The organism is Paractinoplanes atraurantiacus (assembly GCF_900215205.1).
GTDB lineage: Bacteria > Actinomycetota > Actinomycetes > Mycobacteriales > Micromonosporaceae > Actinoplanes > Actinoplanes atraurantiacus.
This window is the reverse complement of record NZ_OBDY01000017.1, coordinates 172,757-194,962: the sequence shown is the minus strand read 5'-3', so window position 1 is coordinate 194,962 and position 22,206 is coordinate 172,757. Positions and strand designations below refer to the sequence as shown.

Sequence of the window (22,206 nt, the reverse complement as noted above, 5' to 3'; positions counted from 1 at the left end):
CTCGGCTACTTATTTACTGGTGGCACGACCGCTGCCCGGCCAGGCATGGTCGAGGTGACCGGCAGAGTCACTCTCATTTCGGCTGTCCACCCGCAGGTTGGGTGTGGCTCAGATTTGGCATGTGCCCTGCCGGTCACCGCGGCGCGGAGTGGCTCCAGAGGGGTATGCCCAGCTCAAAGTAGCGCTGCCCTCCCGCCGGCACCAGGTCGGAGCAGGGAGGGACGAGACAGATGCCCAATGTCGTCATCGGAGTGGACCCGCACAAACGATCAGCCACCATCGAGGTCATCGACCAGCACGAACGAGTGCTCGGCCAGGGCCGGTTCGGCACCGATCACGACGGCTACAAGGCGATGCTCGCCGCCGGCCGCAAACATGGCGAACGGATCTGGGCGGTGGAGGGTTGCAACGGCATCGGCCGGCACGTTGCCCAGCGCCTGGTCGCGGACGGCGAGACGGTTGTCGACGTGCCGACGAAGCTGTCGGCGCGAGCGCGGGTGTTCGCCACCGGTCAAGGTCGTAAGACCGACCCGGTCGACGCGCACAGCGTCGCCGTGGCCGCGCTGCGCACATGCGGCCTGCGCCAGGTCCAAGCCGATGACACCACGGTGGCGTTGCGGCTGCTGGTCGACCGCCGTGACCAGCTCGGCCGGACCCGCACCGAGGTCGTGTCCCGGCTGCATCACCTGCTGGTCGAGCTCATCCCGGGCGGGGCGAAGAAGTTCCTGTCCGCCCAGCAGGCGCGCGTCCTGCTCAACACCGTCCGCCCGCGGGATCTTGTCGGCAAGACCCGCCGCTGGCTGGCATCCGAGCTGATCCACGAGCTCGTCACCATCGACAAGAAGATCAAGGTTGCCAACGCCGAGCTGACCGATCTGGTCGCCTCCACCGGCAGCACCCTGCAAGAACTCACTGGGATCGGCCCGTCCGGCGCCGCCCGCCTAATTGGCGACATCGGTGACATCGCCCGGTTCGCCAGCCGCGGCCACTTCGCCTCCTGGAATGGCACCGCACCACTGGACGCGTCCTCCGGCGACCAGAACCGGCACCGGCTCTCTCGAGCCGGCAACCGGCGCATCAACCGCGCCCTGCACATCATGGCCGTCGTCCAACTCCGCCGTGACACCGAAGGTCGCCGCTACTACCGGCGCAAACTCGCCGACGGCAAGACCCCGATGGAAGCGATGCGAGCGTTGAAACGCCGTCTGTCCGACATCGTTTACAAGCGGATGGTCGCCGATGCCAGGCGGCTGGAGACGGGCCCGGGAGGACACGTGGGGACGACTCTGCGATCCAGCGCGGCCGACCTCAACCCCATGATCGACACTTCGGAGAAGTCACTTCCCGGACCCGCCGAAACCCACCATAAAGCAGACCTCACAGCCGCCTCTTGACACAGAGGGGTGCCAGATCAGGACACCGCCAACAGGGCGACGGGCATCACCCTATGTAGCCGGTGACGCCTGCCTGGCGACGCCTGCTCCGGGGTCGCGCCCGGCGGTGAGCTTGCGGATGTGGATGGCCGCTGTGTACTGGGTTGCGTACGCGGCTCTGCACGACAAGCCGTACGCCGACACCGTGTGATTCGGCCACCGCATGAGTCGGCCAGCCGGCACGGTGGGCGGCACCGGGGGCCGCACGCGACCTACGCCGGCGATACGCCGCCGCCCCGAACGACCTGATATTCGCCCGCTGGTACAACCCGCCCGATCTCGACCGGGCGCCCCCCTTTGGCATCGCGCCGGCACGACTGCCGCAAGTTCTTTCAGAGTCTGCGGAATCTCTCACCTTCCCGGTTCGAGGGCGTCGCCGACCAGCGCCCGGACGGGAGAACAGCGTCGCCGGGGTCCGGATCCCCTTCAGCCCTTTCCGCTGAAGCCGAGCGCCACCGGATGCCGAGCCCGCTCGCCGGCATGTCCCGTCGCGGAACGCGGATGTGCGCGCTTCGGGGCGAGGACGTGGACCGGCTCGGGCAGGTGGCGGGAAGAAACACGACCGCGATGTGCTGAAGAATCGGGTCGGGCTGCCGAAGGGGTACGCCATGCGAAGCAGCGGCGCGCGAATCGCGGGCGGGTTGGCCGGGCTGGCGATTGCCCTGGGGAGTTTGTCGGGCTGCACCTCGGATGAGGCCGTGAAGGGCGAGGCGGGGGACGCGGCGGCCAGCGCGGGACCGGTGCCAGACACCGAACTTCACGGTGACGCCTGGGTCGTCGATCCGGAGGCGCCGGGATCGGATGTCGACTCGACGCCCACGGCCACGAATGTCAGGCACGTGATCGAAGAACTGAAGGAACGCAGCGGCCCCTGGCACTCGCTCGTAGGGGCGCCCGGGGACACCGGTGCGCTCGAGGCTTTGTTCACTTGTGACGGCGATGGCTCGCTCCATGCCGTGGTGGCCGGGGCCTCGATGACGATTCCCTGCGGTGGCACGCCGATCCGGAACCGGGATGAAGCGGTGGCCGGAGGGCCCCTGTCGGTCACGGTGCGGCCGAGTGGCGAGCAGCAGTGGTCGCTCGTCCTCACCCGCGGAGGTTAGCTATCGGGCGCGGGTCAGGCGGGCCGTTGCCCTTTGTTTCAAGGCGAAGCCCTGCTTTGCCGCGTCGCGGAGGCCGGCCAGCAAGGGGGAACGGGAGCGGCGGGCCCAAGGGACGGGAACCTCGACCGTGCCGTACTTCGCCTTGTAGGCATTGCCTCCTACGAAGTCGAACTCGGTCAGGCCCCGTGTGCGGGCCCAGCGGAGCGCGTGCCAGATGAGGGCCTCGTTGGGGCGGGACAACTGGTCGGCCCGGTAGCTGGCGCCGCCCCAGAAGTACATGGTGCGGTGGTGCCACGGGAGGATCGCGGTGGCTATGCAGCGGCCGGCGGCGTCGCGGGCCCGCAGCAGGAGCAGGTTTCCCGACGGGCCCACGCACGACATCAGCGATCGGACGCGGTCAATGGGATATGTGGGTACCAGATTCTGCTTGGCGAATACGTCGCGGAGCTGGTCGTAGAATTCGGCGGCGAATGACGGATCGTCCGGGGGGACCTCCTCGATGACGACGCCGGATTTGGTGGCCTTGCGGATATTGCGGCGGCAGGCGCTCGCCATCGCGGCGAAAAGATCGTTCTCGGGCGGGGTCAAAGAGATCACCGCCGTGGGGGCCGTGTCCCATTGCAGGCCCAGGCCGGGCAGGTCGCCGAGGGTCAGACGGCGGTCGCGGATCTCCAGGTGGGCGCAGCCGAGGTCGTCGAAGGCGAACGGCATCAGCGCCTCCAGCGCTTGCCGCCGCGAGACGTCGGGCCGGAGCAGGAAGCCGACGTACGACGTGGTCCAGCCGGCCATCGGGCTGCCGAGAAGGCGCAGGCCGAAACGCTTGCTGACCAGGCCGGTGAAGTGGCCGACCGTCTCACCGCCGTCCTCGACGACGGCCAGCACCGGGGTCGCGCCCTGTGCCTCGGCGACGAAGCGCAGCCAGGGCCGGGTGTGGAAGATCAGGCGGTCGTCGTAGGTGGCCCGGTCGGCCCAGAGTGCGGCCGCCGGCTCGACCCGTCGCAATCGCAGCATGGAAATCACCATGCGCGCGGGTTCAGGGACAAATCAAGCGAGTGAATGATTCTCACGTTCTTGATGACAATTGCTACTGACGCCCCGGGAGAGCCATTTGGGAAGGTCGAGACATTCCCGGTCAGCGATCATTTACGGGAGGGTCCGATGCAGACGCCGACCACCATCCGACGGCGCCTGAACGAGCTGGAACTGCGCAGCCGGCTGCGGGCGCGGCCGCGGCTGCAGGGCCGGATCCTCGCGCCGGCCGGGCTCCTCAAACGGATGCCGAGGACGGCCGGGCTCTATTTTCCCTTCTACCACGACGTTCCGGCCGAGTTCGCCGTCGACCTGCGCCGCCATCTGCGCGCCTTCCGGCGCTGCGGGGTGATGGTCAGCTGGGACGACGCGCTCGAGATCCTCGCCGGCCGCAGACCGCTGGACGGGCCGGTCTTCTGCCTCTCCTTCGACGACGGCCACCTGAGCTGGCGCGACGTCGTGACGCCGATCCTCGCCGAGAAACGGGTGCCGGCCACCTTCTTCCTCACCACCGGCCTGGTCGGGCGGCCCGGCAACCTCACCTGGTCCGACTGCCGCGACATCGCGGCCGCCGGCTTCGCCTTCGGCTCGCACACCATCACCCACCACCGGCTCGCCGACCAGACCGGGTCCGAGGTCGTACGGGAGCTCACCGCCTCCAAACGCGAGATCGAGGACGAACTGGCCGTGGAGGTGAAGGACTTCGCCGCCCCGTACGGCAATCCGGCCGTTGATTTCGGCCAGCGTGAGGTGACCGCGGCGCGCGAGGCCGGCTATCGCAGCTTCGCCACCACGCTGCGCCCGGCCATGCACCCGGGCGGCCCGGTGATGGGCATCCACCGCCAGGGCCTGCACCCGGCGTGGCCACTGTGGGCCGTCAGGACCCGGGTCCATGCCTGACACCCGCATCTACCTGTCCCCGCCCGACGTGGGCGACCTGGAGCGCAAGCTGCTGCTGGAGGCGTTCGACTCCAACTGGGTGGCTCCGGTCGGCCCCGACCTGGACGCATTCGAGGCCCAGGTGGCCGAGCTCATCGGCGTACGGCACGCGGTCGCCCTCAGCAGCGGCACCGCCGCCCTGCACCTCGCCCTGGTCGCGGCCGGCGTGCGGCACGGCGACACGGTGCTGGTGCCCTCGTTCACCTTCGCCGCCACCGCCAACGCGGTGATGTACCTCGGCGCCCGGCCGGTCTTCATCGACAGCACGGCCGACAGCTGGAACGTCGACCCGGCGCTGGTCGTCGAGGAGCTGCGCCGCCGCTGCGCCAAAGGAAAGCCACCGCGGGCGGTCATCGCGGTCGACATGTACGGGCAGTGCGCCGACTACGGTCCCCTGCTCGACGCGTGCGACCGCTACGGCGTGGCGCTGATCGAGGACGCGGCGGAGGCGCTCGGGGCCTCGTACAGACAGAAGCCCGCAGGTTCTTTCGGGCTGGCCGGGATCCTCTCGTTCAACGGCAACAAGATCATCACCACCGGTGGGGGCGGCATGCTCGTCACCGACGACGACCGGACCGCCGCCCGCACCCGCCACCTGGCCACGCAGGCGCGCGAACCGCTGCCGTACTACGAGCACCGCGCGGTCGGCTACAACTACCGCCTCAGCAACCTGCTGGCCGCGGTCGGCCGGGGTCAGCTCCAGCGGCTCGGCTCGATGATCGCCGCGCGCCGCGAGACCGGCCGCTACTACCGCGCCGCCCTCGGCGACCTGCCTGGGCTGAGCTTCATGCCGATCGCCGGCTACGGCGAGTCGAACTGGTGGCTCACCTGCCTGCTGGTCGACGCCGAGCGGTTCGGCGCGAGCCGCGACCGGATCCTCGAACGGCTGGCCACGCACGACATCGAGGCCCGGCCCACGTGGAAGCCGATGCACCTGCAGCCGGTCTTCTCCGACTGCGTGCGGCGCGGCGGCGACGTCAGCGCCGGCCTGTTCCGCCGCGGGCTGTGCCTGCCGAGCGGATCGGCGCTCAGCGACCACGACCGGGAGCGCGTCGTGGACGTCGTCCGCGCGGTAGCGGCCGAGCAGAAGGGGTGAGCGCGGGTGCGCATCGTCTACATCCACCAGTACTACTGCAATCCGCGGATGGCCGGCGGCATCCGCTCCTACGAGCAGGCCCGGCGCCTCGTCGCCCGTGGTCACGAGGTCCACGTCATCACGACCGACATCACCGGCGTCTCGAAGTCTTTGAATTGGCGGCGTACGGAGGATGACGGCGTCCAGGTGCATTGGTTCGCCGTTCCCTACAACAACGAGATGTCGTACGGCCGCAGGTTGTGGGCCTTCGCGGAATTCATGGTGCTGGCGGCGGCGAAAGCGGCCGCCCTCAAAGCGGACCTGGTCTTCGCGACCAGCACGCCGCTCACGGTCGCGGTACCCGGCGTGCTTGCCGCCAAGGTGCGCCGGGTGCCGTTCGTCTTCGAGGTGCGCGACCTCTGGCCCGAGGTGCCGATCGAGATGGGCGCACTGCGCAATCCGGTGACACGGCGGCTCGCGGGGGCGCTGGCCAATTTCGCGTACCGCAACGCGAAGGAGGTGGTGGCGCTGTCACCGGGGATGGCGGCCGGGATCAAAGCCCGCCGCCCGTCCACGCCGACGACGGTGATTCCGAACGCGGCCGACCTCTCCCTGTTCGAGGTCGACGAGCTGGACGTGAAGAAGTTCCGCGCCGAGCACCGGTGGCTCGGTGACCGGCCGCTGATCGTCTACACAGGAGCGCTGGGCGCGGTGAACGGCGTGTCGTATCTGGTCGAGGCGGCGCGGCGGATGGATCCCTCGATCCAGGTGCTGATCGTCGGGCACGGCCGGGAATGGGAGTCGACGAAGGCGCTGGCGCGCACGCACGGGCTGCTCGACCGCACGGTGCACATGTGGGAGAAGGTCCCGAAGTCCGAACTGCCGGTCATCCTGGGCGCGGCCACGCTTTCCACCAGCGTCGTACGGCCGATCCCCGCCCTGTGGGACAACTCGGCCAACAAGTTCTTCGACGCCCTGGCCGCCGGGCGGCCCATCGCCATCAACTACGGCGGGTGGCAGGCCGATCTGCTGCGCTCCACCGGCGCCGGGCTCGTGCTGGACCCGGTCGACACGGCCTCGGCCGCGGCGGCGCTCGACGCGCACTGCCGGGATGAGGCATGGCTTTCCCGGGCGCGCGAGGCGGCGTACACCCTGGCGGTCGAAAAGTTCTCCCGCGAGAAACTCTTCGCGCAGTTCGAGGCCGTGCTCGACCGAGCGGCGGCCTAGCGTGGAACTCCGCGAATACGCGCGAGCCTGCCGGCGCGGCTGGGTCTGGATCGTCGTGCCGGTGCTGCTGGCGGCCGGGCTGGCCGCCACGTTGACGTTGAGCCGGCCGCCCGCGTACCGGTCGTCGATGGTGTTGTTCGTGACCACCGGGGCGGACGACGCCGACACCGGGGCGAGCCGGCTCAACTCCTACATAGCGCTGCTGACCGGGCCGCGGGTGGCGCAGGGCGTAGTGGACAAGGTTGGCCCTGGGCTGACGGTCAAAGGGGTCACCGAGAATCTGACAGCCCAGGTCGAGGAGGGCACGGAGCTGCTGGTGGTGACGGCCACCGATCCGTCGGCCGAGAGAAGCCGGGCCATCGTGCGCACGGCCACGGCGGAGCTGGTGGCGCTGGTGAAAAGACTGGGGCCGGCGCCGGCGGTGTCCATCGCCCAGGACGCGGTGACGACAAAAGAGCCGGATGGCCTCGTACGCAACGTGGGCTTCTCGGCGGTACTCGGCCTCCTGATCGGCGCAATCGTCGTGGCGGTCCGCGAGGCGACCCGGAAGAAGGTGAGCGAAGAGGACGATCTGCGCCGCCTCGGCATCGGGACAGTGGGCGTGATAGCCATCGGCAGCCGCAACGGCCGCAACGCCAAGCCCGACGAGGAGCTGGCCGAGGCGTTCCGCAAGCTGCGCAGCCTGCTGCCGGCGCTGGACGGGGGCACGTCGCTGTTGCTGACCGGGGCCAACCGCAAGGAGGGGACCACGGCGGTGGCGTGCGGCCTGGCGATAGCGATGGCCGAGACGGGCGCGCGGGTGCTGCTGGTCGACGCGAACCTGCGATCGCCCGGGGTGGGCCGCTATCTGTCGCTGGAGCCGGGACCGGGGCTGGCCGAGGTGCTGGCGGGCACGGCGACGGTGCCGGAGGTGCTGCACAACCCGTTGGACGGCCGGCTGACGGTGCTGCCGCCGGGCATGCCCGCGCCCGACCCGGGTGAGGCGCTGGCGTCGCCGAGGCTGGGGGCGACGATGGAGGACCTGAGCCGCCGCTTCGACGTGGTGCTGGTGGACGCCCCACCGTTGAACGGCACGGCCGACGCCGCGGTGCTGAGCAAGGTGACCGACGGGGTATTGCTGGTGGTGAGGGCCAATCGCACGCGGACGACGGAGGTTCAGCGCTCGGCCGACCTGCTGGAGCGCGTGGGGGCCCGGTTGGTCGGCGCGGTCCTCAACGCGCTCCCCCGCCGCCTGCCCACGGGCGCGATCCGGCACCGGCCGCCGCAGGTGCCGGCGGACAGCCCCAGCCTGATCCAGACGCTGGTGGGCGGCCCGTCCGACGAGGAGGAGACGTCGGTGGGCTTGGTCCCGGCCTACCCGGCGACGGTGCAGGGCCGAGCCCGCGTGACCGACACCTCCCACTCGGCCGACCCTCAGGCCGATCCACCGCCGGCCGATTTGCTGCCTGCCGACCCTTCGTCGGCGGATTCTCTGCCGGCCGATCCTTCACCGATCCATTTTCTGCCGGCCGATCCTCCGCCGGCCGACGTGGAGCCGGTCTCCACCTCGCCCGCCATCCCCGCCGGCATTCCACCGTTCGTTCCGACGGTCGTCCGAGCGACCGCTCATGTATCCGCTTCGAGCGTCGCCTCCGATGCCGATGCGGTCCCCGCCTCCGGCGCCGCCCCGGAAAGCGAAAACCCACCGATCGCGCGCGGCACCGCCCACGTGCGACAGCCGGAGGAGTTCCCCTCGCCCGACAAATCCGACATGAGCGACTCGCGCGCGGGTGGCAGCGACGATCAGCCGGAGTCCGACGCCCACGAGGGCAACGGCAACGGCGCTCGCGGCGGCGAGAACGGCGACACCGGCGACAGCGCGGACGGCGACACCGGCGACAGCGCGGACGGCGACGGCGGCGACAGCGCGGACGGCGACGGCCGCGACAGCGCGGACGGCGACGGCCGCGACAGCGGCGACAGCGCGGACGGCGACGGCCGCGACAGCGCGGACGGCGACGGCCGCGACAGCGGCGACAGCGCGGACGGCGACGGCCGCGACAGCGGCGACAGCGCGGTCGCAGAGGGCGGCGCGGGCGCCAAGGACGGTGGGGGCAGCGCGGGTGGCGCGGGCAGCGCGGGCAGCGCGGGTGGCGCGGGTGGCGCGGGCAGCGCGGGTGGCGCGGGCAGCGCGGGTGGCGCGGGCAGCGCGGGCGATCTGGGTTTGGGTGAGGCGGGGCGCCGGGATGAGTGAGGTGGCGGAGCGGCCTTCGGTGGCGGTGGGGACTGCTGCTCGCGGGCGTGCGCGCTGGGTCTGGGGGCAGTTGCGCGAGCCGTACATCAAGCTCTTCGCCTCTCAGCTTCTCGTGGGTGGCGTGGCCATGGTGGCCAACGTGCTCATGGTTCGGGCGCTGACGCCGTCGCATCGCGGTGAAGTGGCGCTGCTGCTTCAAGTGGTCTATCTGTCCACGCAGGTTCTGCTTCTCGGGACCGAGCGGAGCTTCGTCGCGGCCTATCACGACACCACGCCCGCGGCCGGAGTGCGGGCCTACGCGCGGCTGCTGGCCGTTCCCGGTGGCATCGGGCTGGCGGCGGCGATCGGCTTCGCTGTCATGGCGCCCTATCCGAGCGCGGCGGTCGTCGCGCTGATCGCGGCCTACGCTCTCGTGGAGACCTGTGGTCTGGCCATCCGGTCGATCGCGATCGCGGCCGGGCGGGTGACCGACTTTCTCGTGCTGCGGGTCGTCGAGGCCGTGCTGCTGCTTTCGCTGCTCGTGGCGCTCTCCGTCGCCGGGACGGCGCGGCCCGAGGTGTGGATCCTGGCCTATCTCGTGGCCGGGATCGTGCCCACCGGCGCCTATCTGGTTCTCTGGCTTCGCGGCACGGCCGGGCCGCAGCAGGACCACAACCGGCTGGTGCGGCGGGAGGGCATCGCGCTCTTCCCGGCTTCTCTGTCGAACATGGCCATGCTGCGGGTCGATCGCCTGGCCCTGCCCGTGATCGCGTCCACGTCGGCGCTGGGGCTCTACGCCAGCGTCTCGACGATGACCGAGCTGCTGGCCTGGCCGGTGCGGGCCTACGCCGACGCGCGGCTCGGGCGATGGCGGGTGGCCCACCAGGAGGGGACGTTGCGGAGCCGGCCGCTGGTGCTGGCGGCGAGCCTCTACTGCGTGGTGGTGGCGCCGATCGCGGCGGTGGGACTGCTCCTGCTGATCGTGCCGGTGTTCGGTGAGGCCTACGCGCCGGCCCGGGGGATCGTGGTTCCGCTGGTCGCGGCGGCGGCGCTCTACGCGGTGTCGCGGGTGAGCCTGGGGCTGCTCATCGCGAAGGGGCGGGGCGGGCTGGTCTCGGCCGCGGAGATCGCCGGCTTCGGGGTGAGCTTCGTGGGCTACCTGCTGCTGATTCCGCCGTTCGGCATCGCCGGCGCCGCGTACGGATCGCTGATCGGCTACGGAGCCTGCCTGCTGTTCGCCCTGGGCGCGAACCGGATGGCGCCGTCGTGACGTGGGTCTGGCATCCGCGCGTGCTCCTCGCCCCGGGCCTGGTGCTGATCCTGGTGGCCATTGGCGGCCGGTACACGCTGGACCGGGCCGGGTTCACCGATCTGGCCTGGGTCGACCTGCGGGTCATCGGGCTCGCCGTGGGCCTGGTGGCGCTCACCGTCGACGTGGCGCGGCGGCCGCACGCCGAGCACACGCGGGACGTGCGGGAAGGGTGGCTCGTCGCGGCCACCTTGTTCTTCGTCTTCCAGATCGCGTCCGGGCTGTGGGCGCCCGAGGCGGCCCGGGTCGGGCCGCAGACGCTCGACCTGGTGCTGATGGCGGCCCTCATTCTGGCGTTCTACCTGTACGCCGCGGGCGATCCGGACGCGGTCATCCGTACGGCCTTCGTGCTCTTCTACGTCGCGGCCATCCTCTTCGCCTTGGCCGCGCTCGCGGCCGGACCGGGCGAGCAGGGCCGCTACTCGGCGTTCGGGGGCGGCCCCAACGTCTTCGTCCGCATTCAACTGCTCGGGGTCATCAGCGCGATCGCTGTGACGATGCTCAGCGGGCGCAAGCTGCCGCTGGTGGCGATTCCGCTCTTCCTGTTGGCGGCCGTGCTCTCCGGGTCGCGGGCCGGGCTGCTGGCCGGGATGGTCGTGGGAGCGGCGGCGCTCTGGAAGATCCGCGCGAGGCTGCGAGCCGGCGTGGTCGTCGCCGTCGTCGGGGTGCTGGCCGTGGCCGCGGGCGTGATCGGGCTGCTCGCGCCGCCGGCGTTCACCAGCCTGTTCCAGGAGCGGTTCGTCGAGCAGACCGTGCAGGAGCGCTACCTCTCCGACCGCACCGACATCTGGGGCGCCGCCTGGCGGCTGGCCGTGGAGCATCCGGTCGCGGGCACGGGGCTGGACGGCTTCTACGGCACCGTCGGCGTCAACCAGCGGGTCGAATATCCGCACAACTACGTGCTCGGGGTCGCGGCCGAGGGCGGGCTGATCGGGATCGGGTTGCTGGCCGCGGCGGTGCTGCTGTGGATGGCGACGGTCCGCGGTGGCGGCCTGCGGCCCCGGCTGACCGGGCTCGCCGTGGCGGCGGCCGTACTGGTCGCCCTGTGCAGCCTCTTCTCCGGCGACTACTACGACGCGCGGCTCTTCTGGCTCTTCGCCGCCCTGGCCGCGGCGGCCGCCGTGACACCGAGCCGGGCCGGGAAGAGACAGGCGGCGCCGCTATGAGGCTCACACGCCGGGCCGCGCTCCTGCTGGCCGCCGGATCGGTCACCGCCGCCTGCGGGGCGGCCGGGCCTGACGACGTACCACCGATGCCGGAACCGATCCGCGAGAGCCCCGCCACCGACCTGGAAGTCAAGCCCGTGTCGCACTGGGCGGCCGTCTTCGCCAAGAGCTGGGATTTCCAGTACGCCAGCAGCCTGCCCCAGAGCCAGTCGAAGGACAGCTGGGACCACTACAACCTCTCCTACTCGCTCGACGCGCTCGTCGCGATGTTCCGGGCCACCCGCGAACGCCGCTATCTCGATCGTGCCCTCGAGTTCGCCGAAAACGTCATGGCCGCCGCCGCTCCGTCACAGTCCATTCCCGACAGCCGCTTCAAGGACGCGTATCTGGGCTGGCCGTCGTCGATGAACGGCGAGGACGGCGACGAGATCCCGCTCTACGAAAGCTATTTCTGGCGCTACGCCACCGGCATGCTCGTAGCCATGCGGGAATCCGCGATGGTGATGAACGACCGCGGCTACAGGGCCCGGTACGACCGGCTGCTCGCCTTCGCCGCCGGGAACGTCTTCGCCAAGTGGCACGACCGCGGAGCCGACGACTACATCTACCGCGAGCGCACCCACATGGCCGCGCACTGGGCGCTCATCGCCCTGCACCTCGACGTGCTGGCGCCGGACGCCCGCTACCACGCCGTCCGCGCCGAGATCGACCGCCGGCTGCGCGACCAGATGCGGCGCAGCCCGGTCGAGCCGACCGCGTACTTCTGGAGCGACGTCTGGGGCTCGGCGAAGCGGCCCGGCCAGGACGTGGGCCACGGCAACGGCGTCATGGCGTACGTCATCGAAGCCCGCGACCGTGGCAGCGCCTGGACCGACGCTGATATCGCGGCCTTCTCGGCCGTGCTGCCGGTGATCTGGCCCGGCGGGAACGACTATCGGGCCTATGTGGACGGCACCGGCACCGACAACGGCTGGCTGGCCGACGGTTTCGTGAAGCTGGGCCGCTCACGCGCGGCCGTCCAGCGGCGGCTGGAGGCACACCAGGTGGTCAACGACCAGTTCGCCGCGAACATGGCGCTCAACGCCAGAGTCCTGACGCCGAAGGGGATGACGAGATGACAATCACCGCGCACGCCGCGCTGCTCGACCCGGGAGCCCGGGAGTGGAAGGAGGCCCTGCAGCGGACCGGCCACGACATCTATCACCTGCCCGACTACGTGAGCCTCGACGCGAGCCTGTGCGGCGGGCGCCCGGCGGCACTCTGGTACGAGGACGCCGGCCGGCACGCGTTACTGCCACTGATCGTGCGCGACATCCCGGGTGCGGACCGGCGGGACGCCATGTCCCCGTACGGCTATCCCGGTCTCGTCGGCAGCGCCATGCCCGGCGACCGCCCGTTCTGGGAGCGGGCCTGCGCCGCGATGGTGGCCACCATGCGCGAGGCCGGGCTGGTGAGCGCCTTCGTACGGATGCACCCGCTCGTGCCGTCGCCGCAGCTGCCGGTGCTGGCCGAGTTCGGAACGCTGGTGCGGCACGGCGAGACGGTGTCGATGGACCTGACCGTCAGCGTCGAGGAGATGTGGCGGCAGACGCGGGCCGACCACCGCAACCACATCAACCGCGCCCGCCGGGCCGGCACCCGGGTGGTCTTCGACGACTGGGAGCGGCTGGCCGAGTGGGTCGCCGTCTACCACGACAACATGCGGCGGGTCGGCGCGCAGCCGTACTACTTCTTCACGTACGAGCACCTGGCCGCCCTGCACGACGCGATCGGCGACCGGATGCACCTGGCCGTCGCCCTCGAAGGCGACGAGGTGGTCGGGGGCAACACCTTCTTCGAGTACGACGGGATCGCCACCGGCTACGTGTCGTCCACCCGCCGGGCCAAGCACCGGTACGCCGACGAGCTCCTCTACGACGAGGTGCGCCGCTGGTGCCGGGAACGCGGGGACACGGCGTTCCATCTCGGCGGCGGGCGGGGCGGGCGCAGCGACTCGCTCTTCTCGTACAAGGCCGGGTTCTCCCCGCGGCGGCACGCCTTCCACACATGGCGTGTCATCGCGGACCCACAGGCGTACCTCCAATTGGTCCGTGATTTGAAGCCGGGCGCCGATCCGGCCGACGTCGCCGGAACGTTCCCGCCCTACCGCTAGGAGGCCCCCATGCGCATCACGTGCGTCGGCGGCGGCCCCGCCGGCCTGTACTTCGCGGTGCTGGCCAAGCTGGCCGACCCGGGCCATCAGATCACCGTGCTCGAACGCAACCCGGAGGGCGTCACCTACGGCTGGGGCGTCGTGTTCTGGGACGACCTGCTCGACGACCTGTTCCGCTACGACCCGGTCAGCGCGCGGCGGATCTGGGAGGCCGCCTACAAGTGGGACGAGTACGAGGTGCGGTGCACCGGCAAGGACGTCACCCACCTTCCCGGATACGGATACAGCCTCGGCCGGCACCGCCTGCTCGACATCCTGTCCGAGCGCGCGGCCGAGCTCGGCGTCGACCTGCGCTATCAGACCGAGTCGGCCGGGCGGCCCGTGCTGCCGCCGGCCGATCTCGTGGTGGCCTGCGACGGCGCCGGCAGCCGCCTGCGTGACCAGGCGGCCGAGCACTTCGGCGCCGAGGTCGAGACCGGCCGCAACAAATACATCTGGCTCGGCACCCCGCGCGTCTTCCGCACCTTCACCTTCGGCTTCGAACGCACCCATGCCGGCTGGATCTGGTACCACGCCTACCCGTTCTCCCGCGACGCGAGCACCTTCATCGTCGAGTGCACGCCGGAGACCTGGACCGCGCTTCAACTCGACCGCCTCGACGCGGCGACCGGATGCGCGCGCCTGCAGAACATCTTCGCCAAGCACCTGGCCGGCCAGCCGCTCATCGACCATCGGGCGACTTCCGGTGGTACGGGGTGGATGAACTTCCGCCGTGTCACCAACCGGCGCTGGGATCACGGCGTGGTCGCCCTGCTCGGCGACGCCGCCCACACGACACACTTCGCCATCGGCTCCGGCACGAAACTGGCCATGCAGGACGCGATGGCCCTGTCCGACGCGCTCGCCGCCGGCGAGGACCTGCCGGTCGCGCTGGAACGCTACGAGCACCGCCGCCGCTCGGCGCTGGCCCCGCTGCAACGGGCCGCCCTGGCCAGCAGCACCTGGTTCGAGCGGATGCCCTCCTACGCCGACCTGCCGGCGAAGCAGTTCTCGTACGCGCTCTCCAACCGCCGCGGCGACTATCCACTGTGGCGCTACGTTCTGCACGTGACCACGCAGACCGCGGTCACCCGGGCCATGCTGCGCGGCGCGCTGGCGACACGCCGCCGGCATCGTGCGCGGCGCCGCCTTTCCGAGAGGGGCACCTATGGCTGAAGCCGCGGTACTGAAGCCGGACGACCGGGCGTGGGCCGACACCCTCTCCCGGGTCCGGCACGACGTCTACCACCGGCCCGAGTACGCACGGCTCGACGCCGGATCGTCCATCGCTTTCCGGTACGCCGAGGCCGGCCGGGTCCTCCTGCTGCCGCTGCTGCTGCGCCCGGTGCCGGACACCGACCTGCACGACGCCGTGTCCCCGTACGGCTATCCGGGCCCGGTGAGCAACGCCTCCTCCGAAGGCTTCTTCGAGCGGGCTTGGCAAGCTTTCAAAGACCTTTTGTGTACGCGTGGAGTCGTGACCGCTTTCGTGCGCCTGCACCCGCTCCTGCCGGTGCCCACCCGCCCGCTGGCCGGCGCCGGAACCCTGGTGCGCCACGGCGAGACGGTGTCGATCGACCTGACGCTGACCGCCGAGCAGATGTGGAGCCAGACCCACCGCAGCCACCGCAACCAGATCAACAAGGCCCGGCGCGCCGGCGTCACCGTGGTCTTCGACGACTGGTCCCGCTACGACGAGTGGATCGACACGTACCACGCGACGATGCGCCGGGTCGGCGCCACATCGTTCTACTTCTTCTCCCGCCCCTACTTCCAGACCCTGCAATCCACATTGGAGGACAAGGTGCACCTGGCGGTCGCGCTTTCCCCGAGCGGCGAGGTGCTGGGCGGCAACCTCTTCTTCTCGTACGGCGGCATCATGCACACCCACTTGCAGGCGACCCGCGACGGCGACGTCCGGCACGCCGACAAGCTCCTCTACGACGAGGTCCGGGCATGGGGCCGCGCGGCCGGCGCCACGGTCTACCACTTGGGCGGCGGCGTCGGCGGCGCGGCCGACTCGCTGTTCCGCTACAAGGCCGCCTTCTCACCGGGCCGCCAGGACTTCCACACCTGGCGGGTCATCACCGATCCGCGGGCCTACGACAAACTGGCCGGCACCCCCACCCCGGAGGCGCTGGAGGGCCGTTTTCCGCCGTACCGGTGACCGGTCGGCGAGCGCTTGGCCCCGCGCGTATCCAGACTGTGATCGAGATGGTTTAAGTTGAGCCGCGGCCCGCGGGCCGCCAGGAGGCGTCGTGACGTACGAGATGCGCCCGATCGGCATCGTCGAATCAGCCCTGACCGACCCCGCGACCGCGCCTAAACAGGGCACCGAGGGCGGGGCCGAGGCCTGGCTGGTGTTCGAGCCGGACGTGGCCGAAGGGCTGCGCGACCTGGCGGCCGGGGATGAGGTCGTGGTCCTCACGTGGCTGCATCTCGCCGACCGGGGCACGCTCGTCGTTCACCCGCGCGATGACCCGCGCAATCCGCTGACCGGGGTCTTCAGCACCCGGTCGGCCGACCGGCCCAACCCGGTCGGGCTGCACCGGGTGCGGGTGGTCGAGGTCGACGGTCTCCGGGTGAAGGTGGCCGGGCTGGAAGCCGTCGACGGCACGCCGGTCGTCGACGTCAAGCCCGTCCTGTGATCAGGCCTCGCGCTCGTCATAGGAGTTCCAGGCGGCCGTGACGCCACGCTCGGCGAGCCAGGCCTGGAAGCGCTTGACGACGCCGTCGTCCTCCGGAGCTACAGCGGCCCGTACGGTCTCGAGGACGTCGCCGCCCTCGCCGGTCAGGCGGGTCAGGTCGGCGCGGCTGACCGTGTACCAGCTCCACCAGGCGATCGTGTCGATGTCGCTGTACACCCAGACACCCTGCCGCTGAATCGACAGCAGCCGCAGGTCGCCGTTCCCGAGCAGTTGCACGTCCACGCTCGGATCCCCGTTCGGCCCCCGGTAGAGCGCAAGCGACTTCACCGCCGGCTCAGGTTCACTCCATCGCATCGGCTGTTCGAGAGGGTCGAGCGACTGGAAGCGGTGGCCGGCGCAGACAACATCCGTGACGAGCAGCGGCGCGAGATCCTCGACGCCACCCATCAAGCCATTCAGGAGTGCGAGCCGGTCCGGGTCACCATCGCGGCTCAACTGCTCAACCTCAGCCGCAAGACTGTCGAAGCGTGGGCTAAGGAAGGCCTTCTGACGGCAGCGGCCGGCAAGCACAAGCGCCTCGTGCTGGACGCGGAGCGCCTCCATGAGGTGCTGCATCTCGTGCGGGACCTTCGGGCACGGGGTCGCGACCGCAATTTGATCGAAGCCGTCTGGTACCGCCTCAATGATCAGGCGTTGGTCGAACGCGAGGACTTAAGGAGAGCGTCGAGCAGATGAGGCGCGGCGAAGGGCGAGTCGTCCGATCGGGTGACTTCGCGGAGCAGGACGAAGATCGGCTCTAGCATCTTCGCGTGCGCACTCGGGTTACCGAAACTCCACGTACCTCGCAGCAGGCCGAAGGCTCGAGAAGGAAAGACAAAGCGAGTTACGAGCAGTTCCTCGACATGCTCCAAGCTGAGGTTGTGCGGCACTCGCGTAGTCCTATTGATCGGAGTGCACGACCGTGATGACCCGGGAGTCGATGTGTACACGCCTCGCGCCCTTCTTGACGTTCGAAGTTACTGAGTTGGTGGAGCGAGCGCGCCGGCCCCGCCGCGGGCGCCGATAGCTTCTCCGGCGCTCGATATGACGCTAGCCAGCCGATGAAGGTCGGACTCGGTGCAGCGGTGGTCCACCGGGAGGGTGAGCATTCGGGAAGCCAGGGTGGCGGTCTGCTCGTCGTGGCTCCAGAACGCGGTCTGGCGCCAATGCACCGGGGCGAAGATGTGGTGCTGGGCCAGGTGGTGCTGCAGGGCGTCGCGGATCGGCTCGGTGCGACACACCAACTGGAGGCGGAAAGGTGTGGGGCCCGGCGGCAGGAGGTGCCAGTCGGGGGTCTCGGTGGGGAGCAGGGCGGCCAAGGCCTGGGCCTGCTCGGTGCTTCGTCGTCTCACGCCGGCTGTGTCCATCAAGGGCAGGGCGGCGGCGGTTGTCGCGCATGGTGGGGCGCTGCTGCACAGGAGGGCCTGTTCGCCTTGCTGTTGGAGGGCGCGGAAAGCGTCACGCGGGACTCTCCCGCCGTTCAGCCAGGCGGACTTCAGGAGCATGGCGGCCAGCTTGAGGTCGCTGCCGGGGCTCGGCGGGCCTGACGGGGCCGGCAGGCGGCGGCCGGAAGGGGACCAGAGCAGGCCGCCGTCGGGGAGGGGCAAGGTTTTGCGGAGGGAAGCCACGGCGTAGGCGGCGGTGCTGTGGCGGGGCCACTCGCCGAATGGGTCGTGGGAATGGTCCTCGATGACGGGCACCGCGGGGTGGGCCTCGATCCAAGCCCGCCACGGGACGCCGGCCTCGCGGGCGAAGAGGTTCTGGGCCAGGACCACGTCGCCGGGTACCGCCGGCAACGCGTTCAGGTCGAGGGCGTCCGGCAGGTGGCGGTACCAGGCTATCGGGACGACGTGCGACAGGGATTCGGCTACGCCGGTGCAGAAGTACGAGGGGACGAACAGGCGGCCCCGGGGGCGCAGGAGCCGCAGCAGCGCGTGCAGGGCGCCGCACGCGGTTGCGAACAGGGCACGCCGCTCGGGGAGCCAGGACGGCAGGCCGTCGCCGCCCAGGACGGCGGGTTCCCAGTGGAACTCCGAGCCGATGTCAGGCGGCACGGTCGATGTTCAGGTGGTCGACGTGGACGGGGGGCTCGCCGCGGTTCAGGGACGTGAAGGTGCGCCACAGGATGCGCATGTCCAGCGCCGGGGTCCGGTTGTCGACGTACCACCGGTCGAGGATGAAGCGCTGCGGCCAGTCGATGTCGTCGCGGCCGTTCACCTGGGCCCAGCCGGTGATGCCGGGCTTCACCTCCAGGCGGCGGGCGTCGAGCGGCGAGTAGTGGGCGACCTGCGGCAGCACGTCGGGGCGCGGGCCGACCAGCAGCATGTCGCCGCGGACGACGTTCCAGAGCTGGGGCAGCTCGTCCAGGCTGGTACGGCGGAGGAAGCGGCCGCAGCGGGTGATGCGGGGGTCGTTCTCGATCAGGCCGTACGGGTCGGCCATGCCCAGCGACGACGACATGGCCACCGAGTCGTGCACCATCGAGCGGAACTTCAGCATGCGGAAGGGCACGCCGCCCCGGCCGGCGCGCTCTTGCACGAAGAGCACCCCGCGGCCGTCAGAAACGCGGATCCAGACGCCGACAAAGATGATCAAGGGCAGGAGAACCAGCAACGCGGAAAAAGCCACGATTCGATGGATGAAGTCCCACATCACAACGCCTCCACGGTCGGTCCGGTCAGGCAGTGCCGGGTGTCGAGCACGTACGTGGCGTGCGTGGCCACCAGGCTCAGGTCGAAGTCGGAGTGGTCGGCGAGCAGGACGACGGCGTCGGAAAGGGCGATCTCCTCGGCGGTGGCGGCCACCCGGACCACGCGGGGGTCGATGTGCGTGTCCTCGACGACGTGCGGGTCGGCCGCGCGGACCTCGGCCCCCATCTGCAGGAGCAGGAAGGCGACGCGCCGGGCCGGCGACTCGCGGGCGTCGCCGCTGTCGCGCTTGTAGGCCAGGCCGAGCAGGAGCACCCGGGAGCCGTTCACCGGTTTGCGGCGCTCATTGAGGGCGGCGACCAGACGGCGTACGACGTAATCGGGCATGTGGTTGTTGATGTCGTTGGCGAGCTCGACGAAGCGGAAGCTCTGCCCGAGCGTGCGCTGCACGCGCCACGACAGGTAGGACGGGTCGATCGGGAGGCAGTGGCCGCCGACGCCGGGCCCGGGGGTGAAGCGCATGAAGCCGAACGGCTTGCTGGAGGCGGCGTCGATCGCCTCCCACACGTCGATGCCGAGCTCGTGCGCGAAGACCGCCAGCTCGTTGACGAGGGCGATGTTGACGTGCCGGAACGTGTTCTCCAGCAGCTTGGCCAGCTCGGCCGCCTTGCAGTCGGAGACCGGCACGGTGCGCTCGACGATGGTCTCGTAGAAGACCTGGATCCGTTGCAGGGACGCCGGATTGATGCCGGAGACCACCTTCGGGGTGACCGCCAGATGCCATTCCCGGTTTCCCGGGTCGATCCGCTCGGGACTGTAGCCGAGGTAGAAGTCGGTTCCCGCGATCAGGCCCGAGCCCTCCTCCAGGATCGGCGCGACCAGATCGGAGGTGGTACCGGGATAGGTCGTCGACTCCAGCGCCACCGTCGCGCCGGGCCGCAGATAGCGGGCCAAGGTCCGAGCCGATTCCTTGATGTACGTCAGGTCCGGCGTTCCCTCGCGCAGCGGTGTCGGCACCGCGATGACGGCGACGTCGAACCCGGCGCAGGAGCGTGGATCGGAGGACGGGCAGAACCGGCAGTCGAGCAGGGCGCGCAGGTCGTCCGAGGAGACGTCGTCGACGTACGACTCGCCGGCGGCCAGCCGTTTGACGCGCTCCTCGTCGACGTCGTAGCCGACGACCGTGTGCCCGGCCCGGGCCGCCTGGACGGCGAGCGGCAGGCCGACGTATCCCTGACCGGCGACGACGACCTTCACGGGATGGGCTCCTTCACGAAGGCGGGGCTCTCGGAGAGCCAGCGCAGGACGGCGACCAGATCGTGCCGGGGCGCGGCCGGGTCGAGCAGGGACAGCACCGAGCCGTCGAGCGGCGGCACCGGCACCTGCGAGATGAGCGGGTGGTGCGGGCGGTTGTCGCGCTCACCCGTGCCGAACAGGCTCTCCTCGAGCTTCTCGCCCGGGCGCAGTCCGGTGTAGACGATCGCGACGTGCCGCTCGGCCGCGTCGGCCAGGCGCTTGGCCACGTCGGCGATGCGGACCGGCTCGCCCATGTCGAGCACGAGCACCTCGCCGGGGCTGCGCAGCGCGCCGGCCTGGATGACCAGCCGTACGGCCTCCTGGACCGTCATGAAATAGCGGGTCACGTCGGGGTCGGTGACGGTGATCGGGCCGCCCGCCTCGACCTGGGCCGCGAACGCGGTCAGGACCGAGCCGCGGCTGCCGAGCACGTTGCCGAAGCGCACCGAGGAGAACGCGGCGGCCGCGGTGAGCCGCTCGGTGATGCGCTTGGAGTAGCCGAGCACGCTGACCGGGTCGGCCGCCTTGTCGGTGGAGATGTTGACGAGCCGCTGGACGCCGTGGCGCAGCGCGGTCTGCAGCACCTGGTACGTGCCGATGATGTTCGTCTTGAGCGCCTCGGACGGGTGCATCTCCAGCAACGGCAGGTGTTTGAGGGCGGCCGCGTGGAAGACCACGTGCGGGCGGTGCTCGGCGAAGACCTCGTCCAGGCGCTCGGAGTCGCGGATGTCGGCCACCACCAGGTTGCGGTCGTCGAGCAGGCCGCGGCCGTCCAGTGAGAGCTGCACGGCGTGCAGGCCGGACTCGTCGCGGTCGAGCATCACCAGCCGCTCCGGCCGGAAACGGGCGACCTGGCGGCACAGCTCGGAGCCGATCGACCCGCCGGCCCCGGTGACCAGCACTCGGCGGCCCTGCAGATAGCCGGCCACGGCGGCCAGGTCGATGCCGATCTCGCGGCGGCCGAGCAGGTCGGCGTGGGAGACCGGGCGGATGTCGTCGACGCTGACCGTGCGGCCGAACAGCTCCACCACCGGCGGCACGACCTTGACGTCCACGTTCATCGGGGCGGCGGTGTCGGTGAGCTCGCGGATCAGGTCGGCGCCGGCGCTGGGGATGGCGATGAGCACCGAGTGCGCCCCGTAGCGCCGGACCACGTCGGGCAGCGCGCGCCGGGTGCCGGCCACCGGCACCCCCATGATCTGCAGGGTGCGCTTGGCCGGGTCGTCGTCGAGCAGGGCGACCGGCACGTACGGGCTCGACGGGCTGCGCAGCATCGACCGGACGGCCTGGGCGCCGCCCTCCCCCGCGCCCATCACCACCACCCGCACGCCGTGTTCGGGTGAGGGCCGCAGTCTCTGGTCCCGCAGCAGGCGTACGGAATAACGCACCCCGGCCGCCAGCACCAGCGCGATCAGCCCGGCGCCGATGATGGCCGACCGGGGCACGAGCCGGCCGAGCAGCGTGTCGAGGACGAACAGGACCGGGGTGGTGACGGCCAGGGTCTTGGCCACCGCGGCGATCTCCTCGAAGCAGCCGTACTGCCAGCGGCCCGTGTAGAGGCCCCACCACGAGCCGGTGACGGCCAGCACGACCGCGGCGACCGCGGACAGGACGGCCAGACCGGTCAGATCGACCTCGGCCAGGTCGCCGTCGTGCCGCAGCAGGGTGGCGATCAGCAGCGCCAGCGACAGAGCGGCGGCGTCGGCGCCGGCCCGGGCGGCCCGGCCGGGGAGGACACCGGCCCGGGCACGGCGGCTGGGGTCGTCGGTGACCTCGCGCGCCGCACTGCTCACGACCATGGAATCCTCCCGGGAATAGCGCTGGGAATGCGCTTCCACAGGCTTACAGTCGCTATCTCGGAGCCACAGTGGCAATTGTCACGAGCGACGCG

At 70.7% G+C, this 22,206-nt stretch carries 20 protein-coding genes; 14 read left to right on the top strand and 6 right to left on the bottom strand.

Annotation, left to right across the window (positions count from 1 at the left end; all coding sequences use genetic code 11):
* Nucleotides 1-230: 230 nt before the first annotated feature.
* The gene (locus tag CRP55_RS31735) at nucleotides 231-1,394 is read left to right on the top strand and encodes an IS110 family RNA-guided transposase (RefSeq protein ID WP_097324818.1); all 1,164 of its coding nucleotides are present in this window, start codon (nucleotides 231-233) and stop codon (nucleotides 1,392-1,394) included.
* 647 nt (nucleotides 1,395-2,041) lie between these two features.
* A complete protein-coding gene (locus tag CRP55_RS31730; RefSeq protein ID WP_143235027.1) occupies nucleotides 2,042-2,536 on the top strand; it encodes a hypothetical protein in 495 nt (164 codons plus the stop codon).
* Here the strand turns inward: CRP55_RS31730 and CRP55_RS31725 are convergent, their stop codons facing one another.
* Entirely contained in the window at nucleotides 2,537-3,547 is a 1,011-nt protein-coding gene (locus CRP55_RS31725; RefSeq protein WP_097324865.1) for a GNAT family N-acetyltransferase, read from the bottom strand.
* Between the two features lie 147 nt (nucleotides 3,548-3,694).
* Here CRP55_RS31725 and CRP55_RS31720 point away from each other — a divergent pair, with 147 nt between their 5' ends.
* The 11 genes from CRP55_RS31720 (at nucleotide 3,695) to tsaA (ending at nucleotide 16,332) form a co-directional block, all read left to right on the top strand.
* Nucleotides 3,695-4,465, top strand: a complete 771-nt coding sequence (locus CRP55_RS31720; protein ID WP_097324814.1) for a polysaccharide deacetylase family protein — start codon at nucleotides 3,695-3,697, stop codon at nucleotides 4,463-4,465.
* Nucleotides 4,458-5,600: an aminotransferase class I/II-fold pyridoxal phosphate-dependent enzyme gene (locus CRP55_RS31715; protein WP_097324812.1), complete on the top strand. Its 1,143-nt coding sequence runs from the start codon at nucleotides 4,458-4,460 to the stop codon at nucleotides 5,598-5,600. The genes CRP55_RS31720 and CRP55_RS31715 overlap by 8 nt, the downstream gene beginning before the upstream one ends.
* Nucleotides 5,601-5,606: 6 nt before the next feature.
* Nucleotides 5,607-6,806 (top strand): glycosyltransferase family 4 protein, encoded by a 1,200-nt coding sequence (locus CRP55_RS31710; RefSeq protein ID WP_097324810.1) that lies wholly within the window; start codon nucleotides 5,607-5,609, stop codon nucleotides 6,804-6,806.
* A gap of 1 nt (nucleotide 6,807) precedes the next feature.
* The gene (locus CRP55_RS55775) at nucleotides 6,808-9,039 is read left to right on the top strand and encodes a polysaccharide biosynthesis tyrosine autokinase (protein ID WP_281260821.1); all 2,232 of its coding nucleotides are present in this window, start codon (nucleotides 6,808-6,810) and stop codon (nucleotides 9,037-9,039) included.
* A 1-nt stretch (nucleotide 9,040) separates the two neighbouring features.
* Nucleotides 9,041-10,288 (top strand): lipopolysaccharide biosynthesis protein, encoded by a 1,248-nt coding sequence (locus tag CRP55_RS31700; RefSeq protein ID WP_245923507.1) that lies wholly within the window; start codon nucleotides 9,041-9,043, stop codon nucleotides 10,286-10,288.
* The gene (locus CRP55_RS31695; RefSeq protein ID WP_097324808.1) at nucleotides 10,285-11,493 is read left to right on the top strand and encodes an O-antigen ligase family protein; all 1,209 of its coding nucleotides are present in this window, start codon (nucleotides 10,285-10,287) and stop codon (nucleotides 11,491-11,493) included. Before CRP55_RS31700 ends, CRP55_RS31695 begins: the two co-directional genes overlap by 4 nt.
* On the top strand, nucleotides 11,490-12,611 hold the full coding sequence (locus CRP55_RS31690; protein WP_097324807.1) for a hypothetical protein: 1,122 nt from the start codon (nucleotides 11,490-11,492) through the stop codon (nucleotides 12,609-12,611). The genes CRP55_RS31695 and CRP55_RS31690 overlap by 4 nt, the downstream gene beginning before the upstream one ends.
* Nucleotides 12,608-13,645 carry a GNAT family N-acetyltransferase gene (locus CRP55_RS31685; protein WP_097324805.1) on the top strand — a complete coding sequence of 346 codons (1,038 nt, stop codon included), beginning with the start codon at nucleotides 12,608-12,610 and terminating at the stop codon, nucleotides 13,643-13,645. Before CRP55_RS31690 ends, CRP55_RS31685 begins: the two co-directional genes overlap by 4 nt.
* Before the next feature lie 9 nt (nucleotides 13,646-13,654).
* Entirely contained in the window at nucleotides 13,655-14,860 is a 1,206-nt protein-coding gene (locus tag CRP55_RS31680) for an FAD-dependent monooxygenase (RefSeq protein ID WP_097324804.1), read from the top strand.
* On the top strand, nucleotides 14,853-15,851 hold the full coding sequence (locus CRP55_RS31675) for a GNAT family N-acetyltransferase (protein WP_097324802.1): 999 nt from the start codon (nucleotides 14,853-14,855) through the stop codon (nucleotides 15,849-15,851). The genes CRP55_RS31680 and CRP55_RS31675 overlap by 8 nt, the downstream gene beginning before the upstream one ends.
* A gap of 91 nt (nucleotides 15,852-15,942) precedes the next feature.
* Nucleotides 15,943-16,332, top strand: coding sequence for a tRNA (N6-threonylcarbamoyladenosine(37)-N6)-methyltransferase TrmO (gene tsaA / locus CRP55_RS31670; protein ID WP_097324799.1), 390 nt, complete (start codon nucleotides 15,943-15,945; stop codon nucleotides 16,330-16,332).
* Here the strand turns inward: tsaA and CRP55_RS31665 are convergent, their stop codons facing one another.
* Nucleotides 16,333-16,614, bottom strand: coding sequence for a hypothetical protein (locus tag CRP55_RS31665; RefSeq protein ID WP_143235025.1), 282 nt, complete (start codon nucleotides 16,612-16,614; stop codon nucleotides 16,333-16,335).
* 105 nt (nucleotides 16,615-16,719) lie between these two features.
* Here CRP55_RS31665 and CRP55_RS31660 point away from each other — a divergent pair, with 105 nt between their 5' ends.
* Nucleotides 16,720-17,067 (top strand): hypothetical protein, encoded by a 348-nt coding sequence (locus tag CRP55_RS31660; protein WP_097324795.1) that lies wholly within the window; start codon nucleotides 16,720-16,722, stop codon nucleotides 17,065-17,067.
* A gap of 281 nt (nucleotides 17,068-17,348) precedes the next feature.
* Here the strand turns inward: CRP55_RS31660 and CRP55_RS31655 are convergent, their stop codons facing one another.
* From CRP55_RS31655 to CRP55_RS31640, 4 genes are read right to left on the bottom strand one after another with little or no spacing between them, the layout of a single operon-like run.
* Entirely contained in the window at nucleotides 17,349-18,425 is a 1,077-nt protein-coding gene (locus CRP55_RS31655) for an aspartate aminotransferase family protein (RefSeq protein WP_097324793.1), read from the bottom strand.
* Nucleotides 18,415-18,999, bottom strand: a complete 585-nt coding sequence (locus CRP55_RS31650) for a sugar transferase (protein ID WP_245923506.1) — start codon at nucleotides 18,997-18,999, stop codon at nucleotides 18,415-18,417. Before CRP55_RS31650 ends, CRP55_RS31655 begins: the two co-directional genes overlap by 11 nt.
* A gap of 23 nt (nucleotides 19,000-19,022) precedes the next feature.
* Complete coding sequence (locus tag CRP55_RS31645) at nucleotides 19,023-20,276, bottom strand: nucleotide sugar dehydrogenase (protein ID WP_097324789.1); 1,254 nt, start codon at nucleotides 20,274-20,276, stop codon at nucleotides 19,023-19,025.
* Entirely contained in the window at nucleotides 20,273-22,114 is a 1,842-nt protein-coding gene (locus CRP55_RS31640) for a polysaccharide biosynthesis protein (protein ID WP_097324787.1), read from the bottom strand. Before CRP55_RS31640 ends, CRP55_RS31645 begins: the two co-directional genes overlap by 4 nt.
* Nucleotides 22,115-22,206 lie beyond the last annotated feature (92 nt).

Bases quoted from the DNA above. Each gene is read 5' to 3' on its own strand.
- CRP55_RS31690 (WP_097324807.1), top strand. From the start codon at position 11,490: ATGAGGCTCACACGCCGGGCCGCGCTCCTGCTGGCCGCCGGATCGGTC.
- CRP55_RS31725 (WP_097324865.1), bottom strand. From the start codon at position 3,547: ATGCTGCGATTGCGACGGGTCGAGCCGGCGGCCGCACTCTGGGCCGAC.
- CRP55_RS31730 (WP_143235027.1), top strand. From the start codon at position 2,042: ATGCGAAGCAGCGGCGCGCGAATCGCGGGCGGGTTGGCCGGGCTGGCG.
- CRP55_RS31735 (WP_097324818.1), top strand. From the start codon at position 231: ATGCCCAATGTCGTCATCGGAGTGGACCCGCACAAACGATCAGCCACC.
- CRP55_RS31675 (WP_097324802.1), top strand. From the start codon at position 14,853: ATGGCTGAAGCCGCGGTACTGAAGCCGGACGACCGGGCGTGGGCCGAC.
- CRP55_RS31640 (WP_097324787.1), bottom strand. From the start codon at position 22,114: ATGGTCGTGAGCAGTGCGGCGCGCGAGGTCACCGACGACCCCAGCCGC.
- CRP55_RS31720 (WP_097324814.1), top strand. From the start codon at position 3,695: ATGCAGACGCCGACCACCATCCGACGGCGCCTGAACGAGCTGGAACTG.
- CRP55_RS31685 (WP_097324805.1), top strand. From the start codon at position 12,608: ATGACAATCACCGCGCACGCCGCGCTGCTCGACCCGGGAGCCCGGGAG.
- CRP55_RS31715 (WP_097324812.1), top strand. From the start codon at position 4,458: ATGCCTGACACCCGCATCTACCTGTCCCCGCCCGACGTGGGCGACCTG.
- CRP55_RS31680 (WP_097324804.1), top strand. From the start codon at position 13,655: ATGCGCATCACGTGCGTCGGCGGCGGCCCCGCCGGCCTGTACTTCGCG.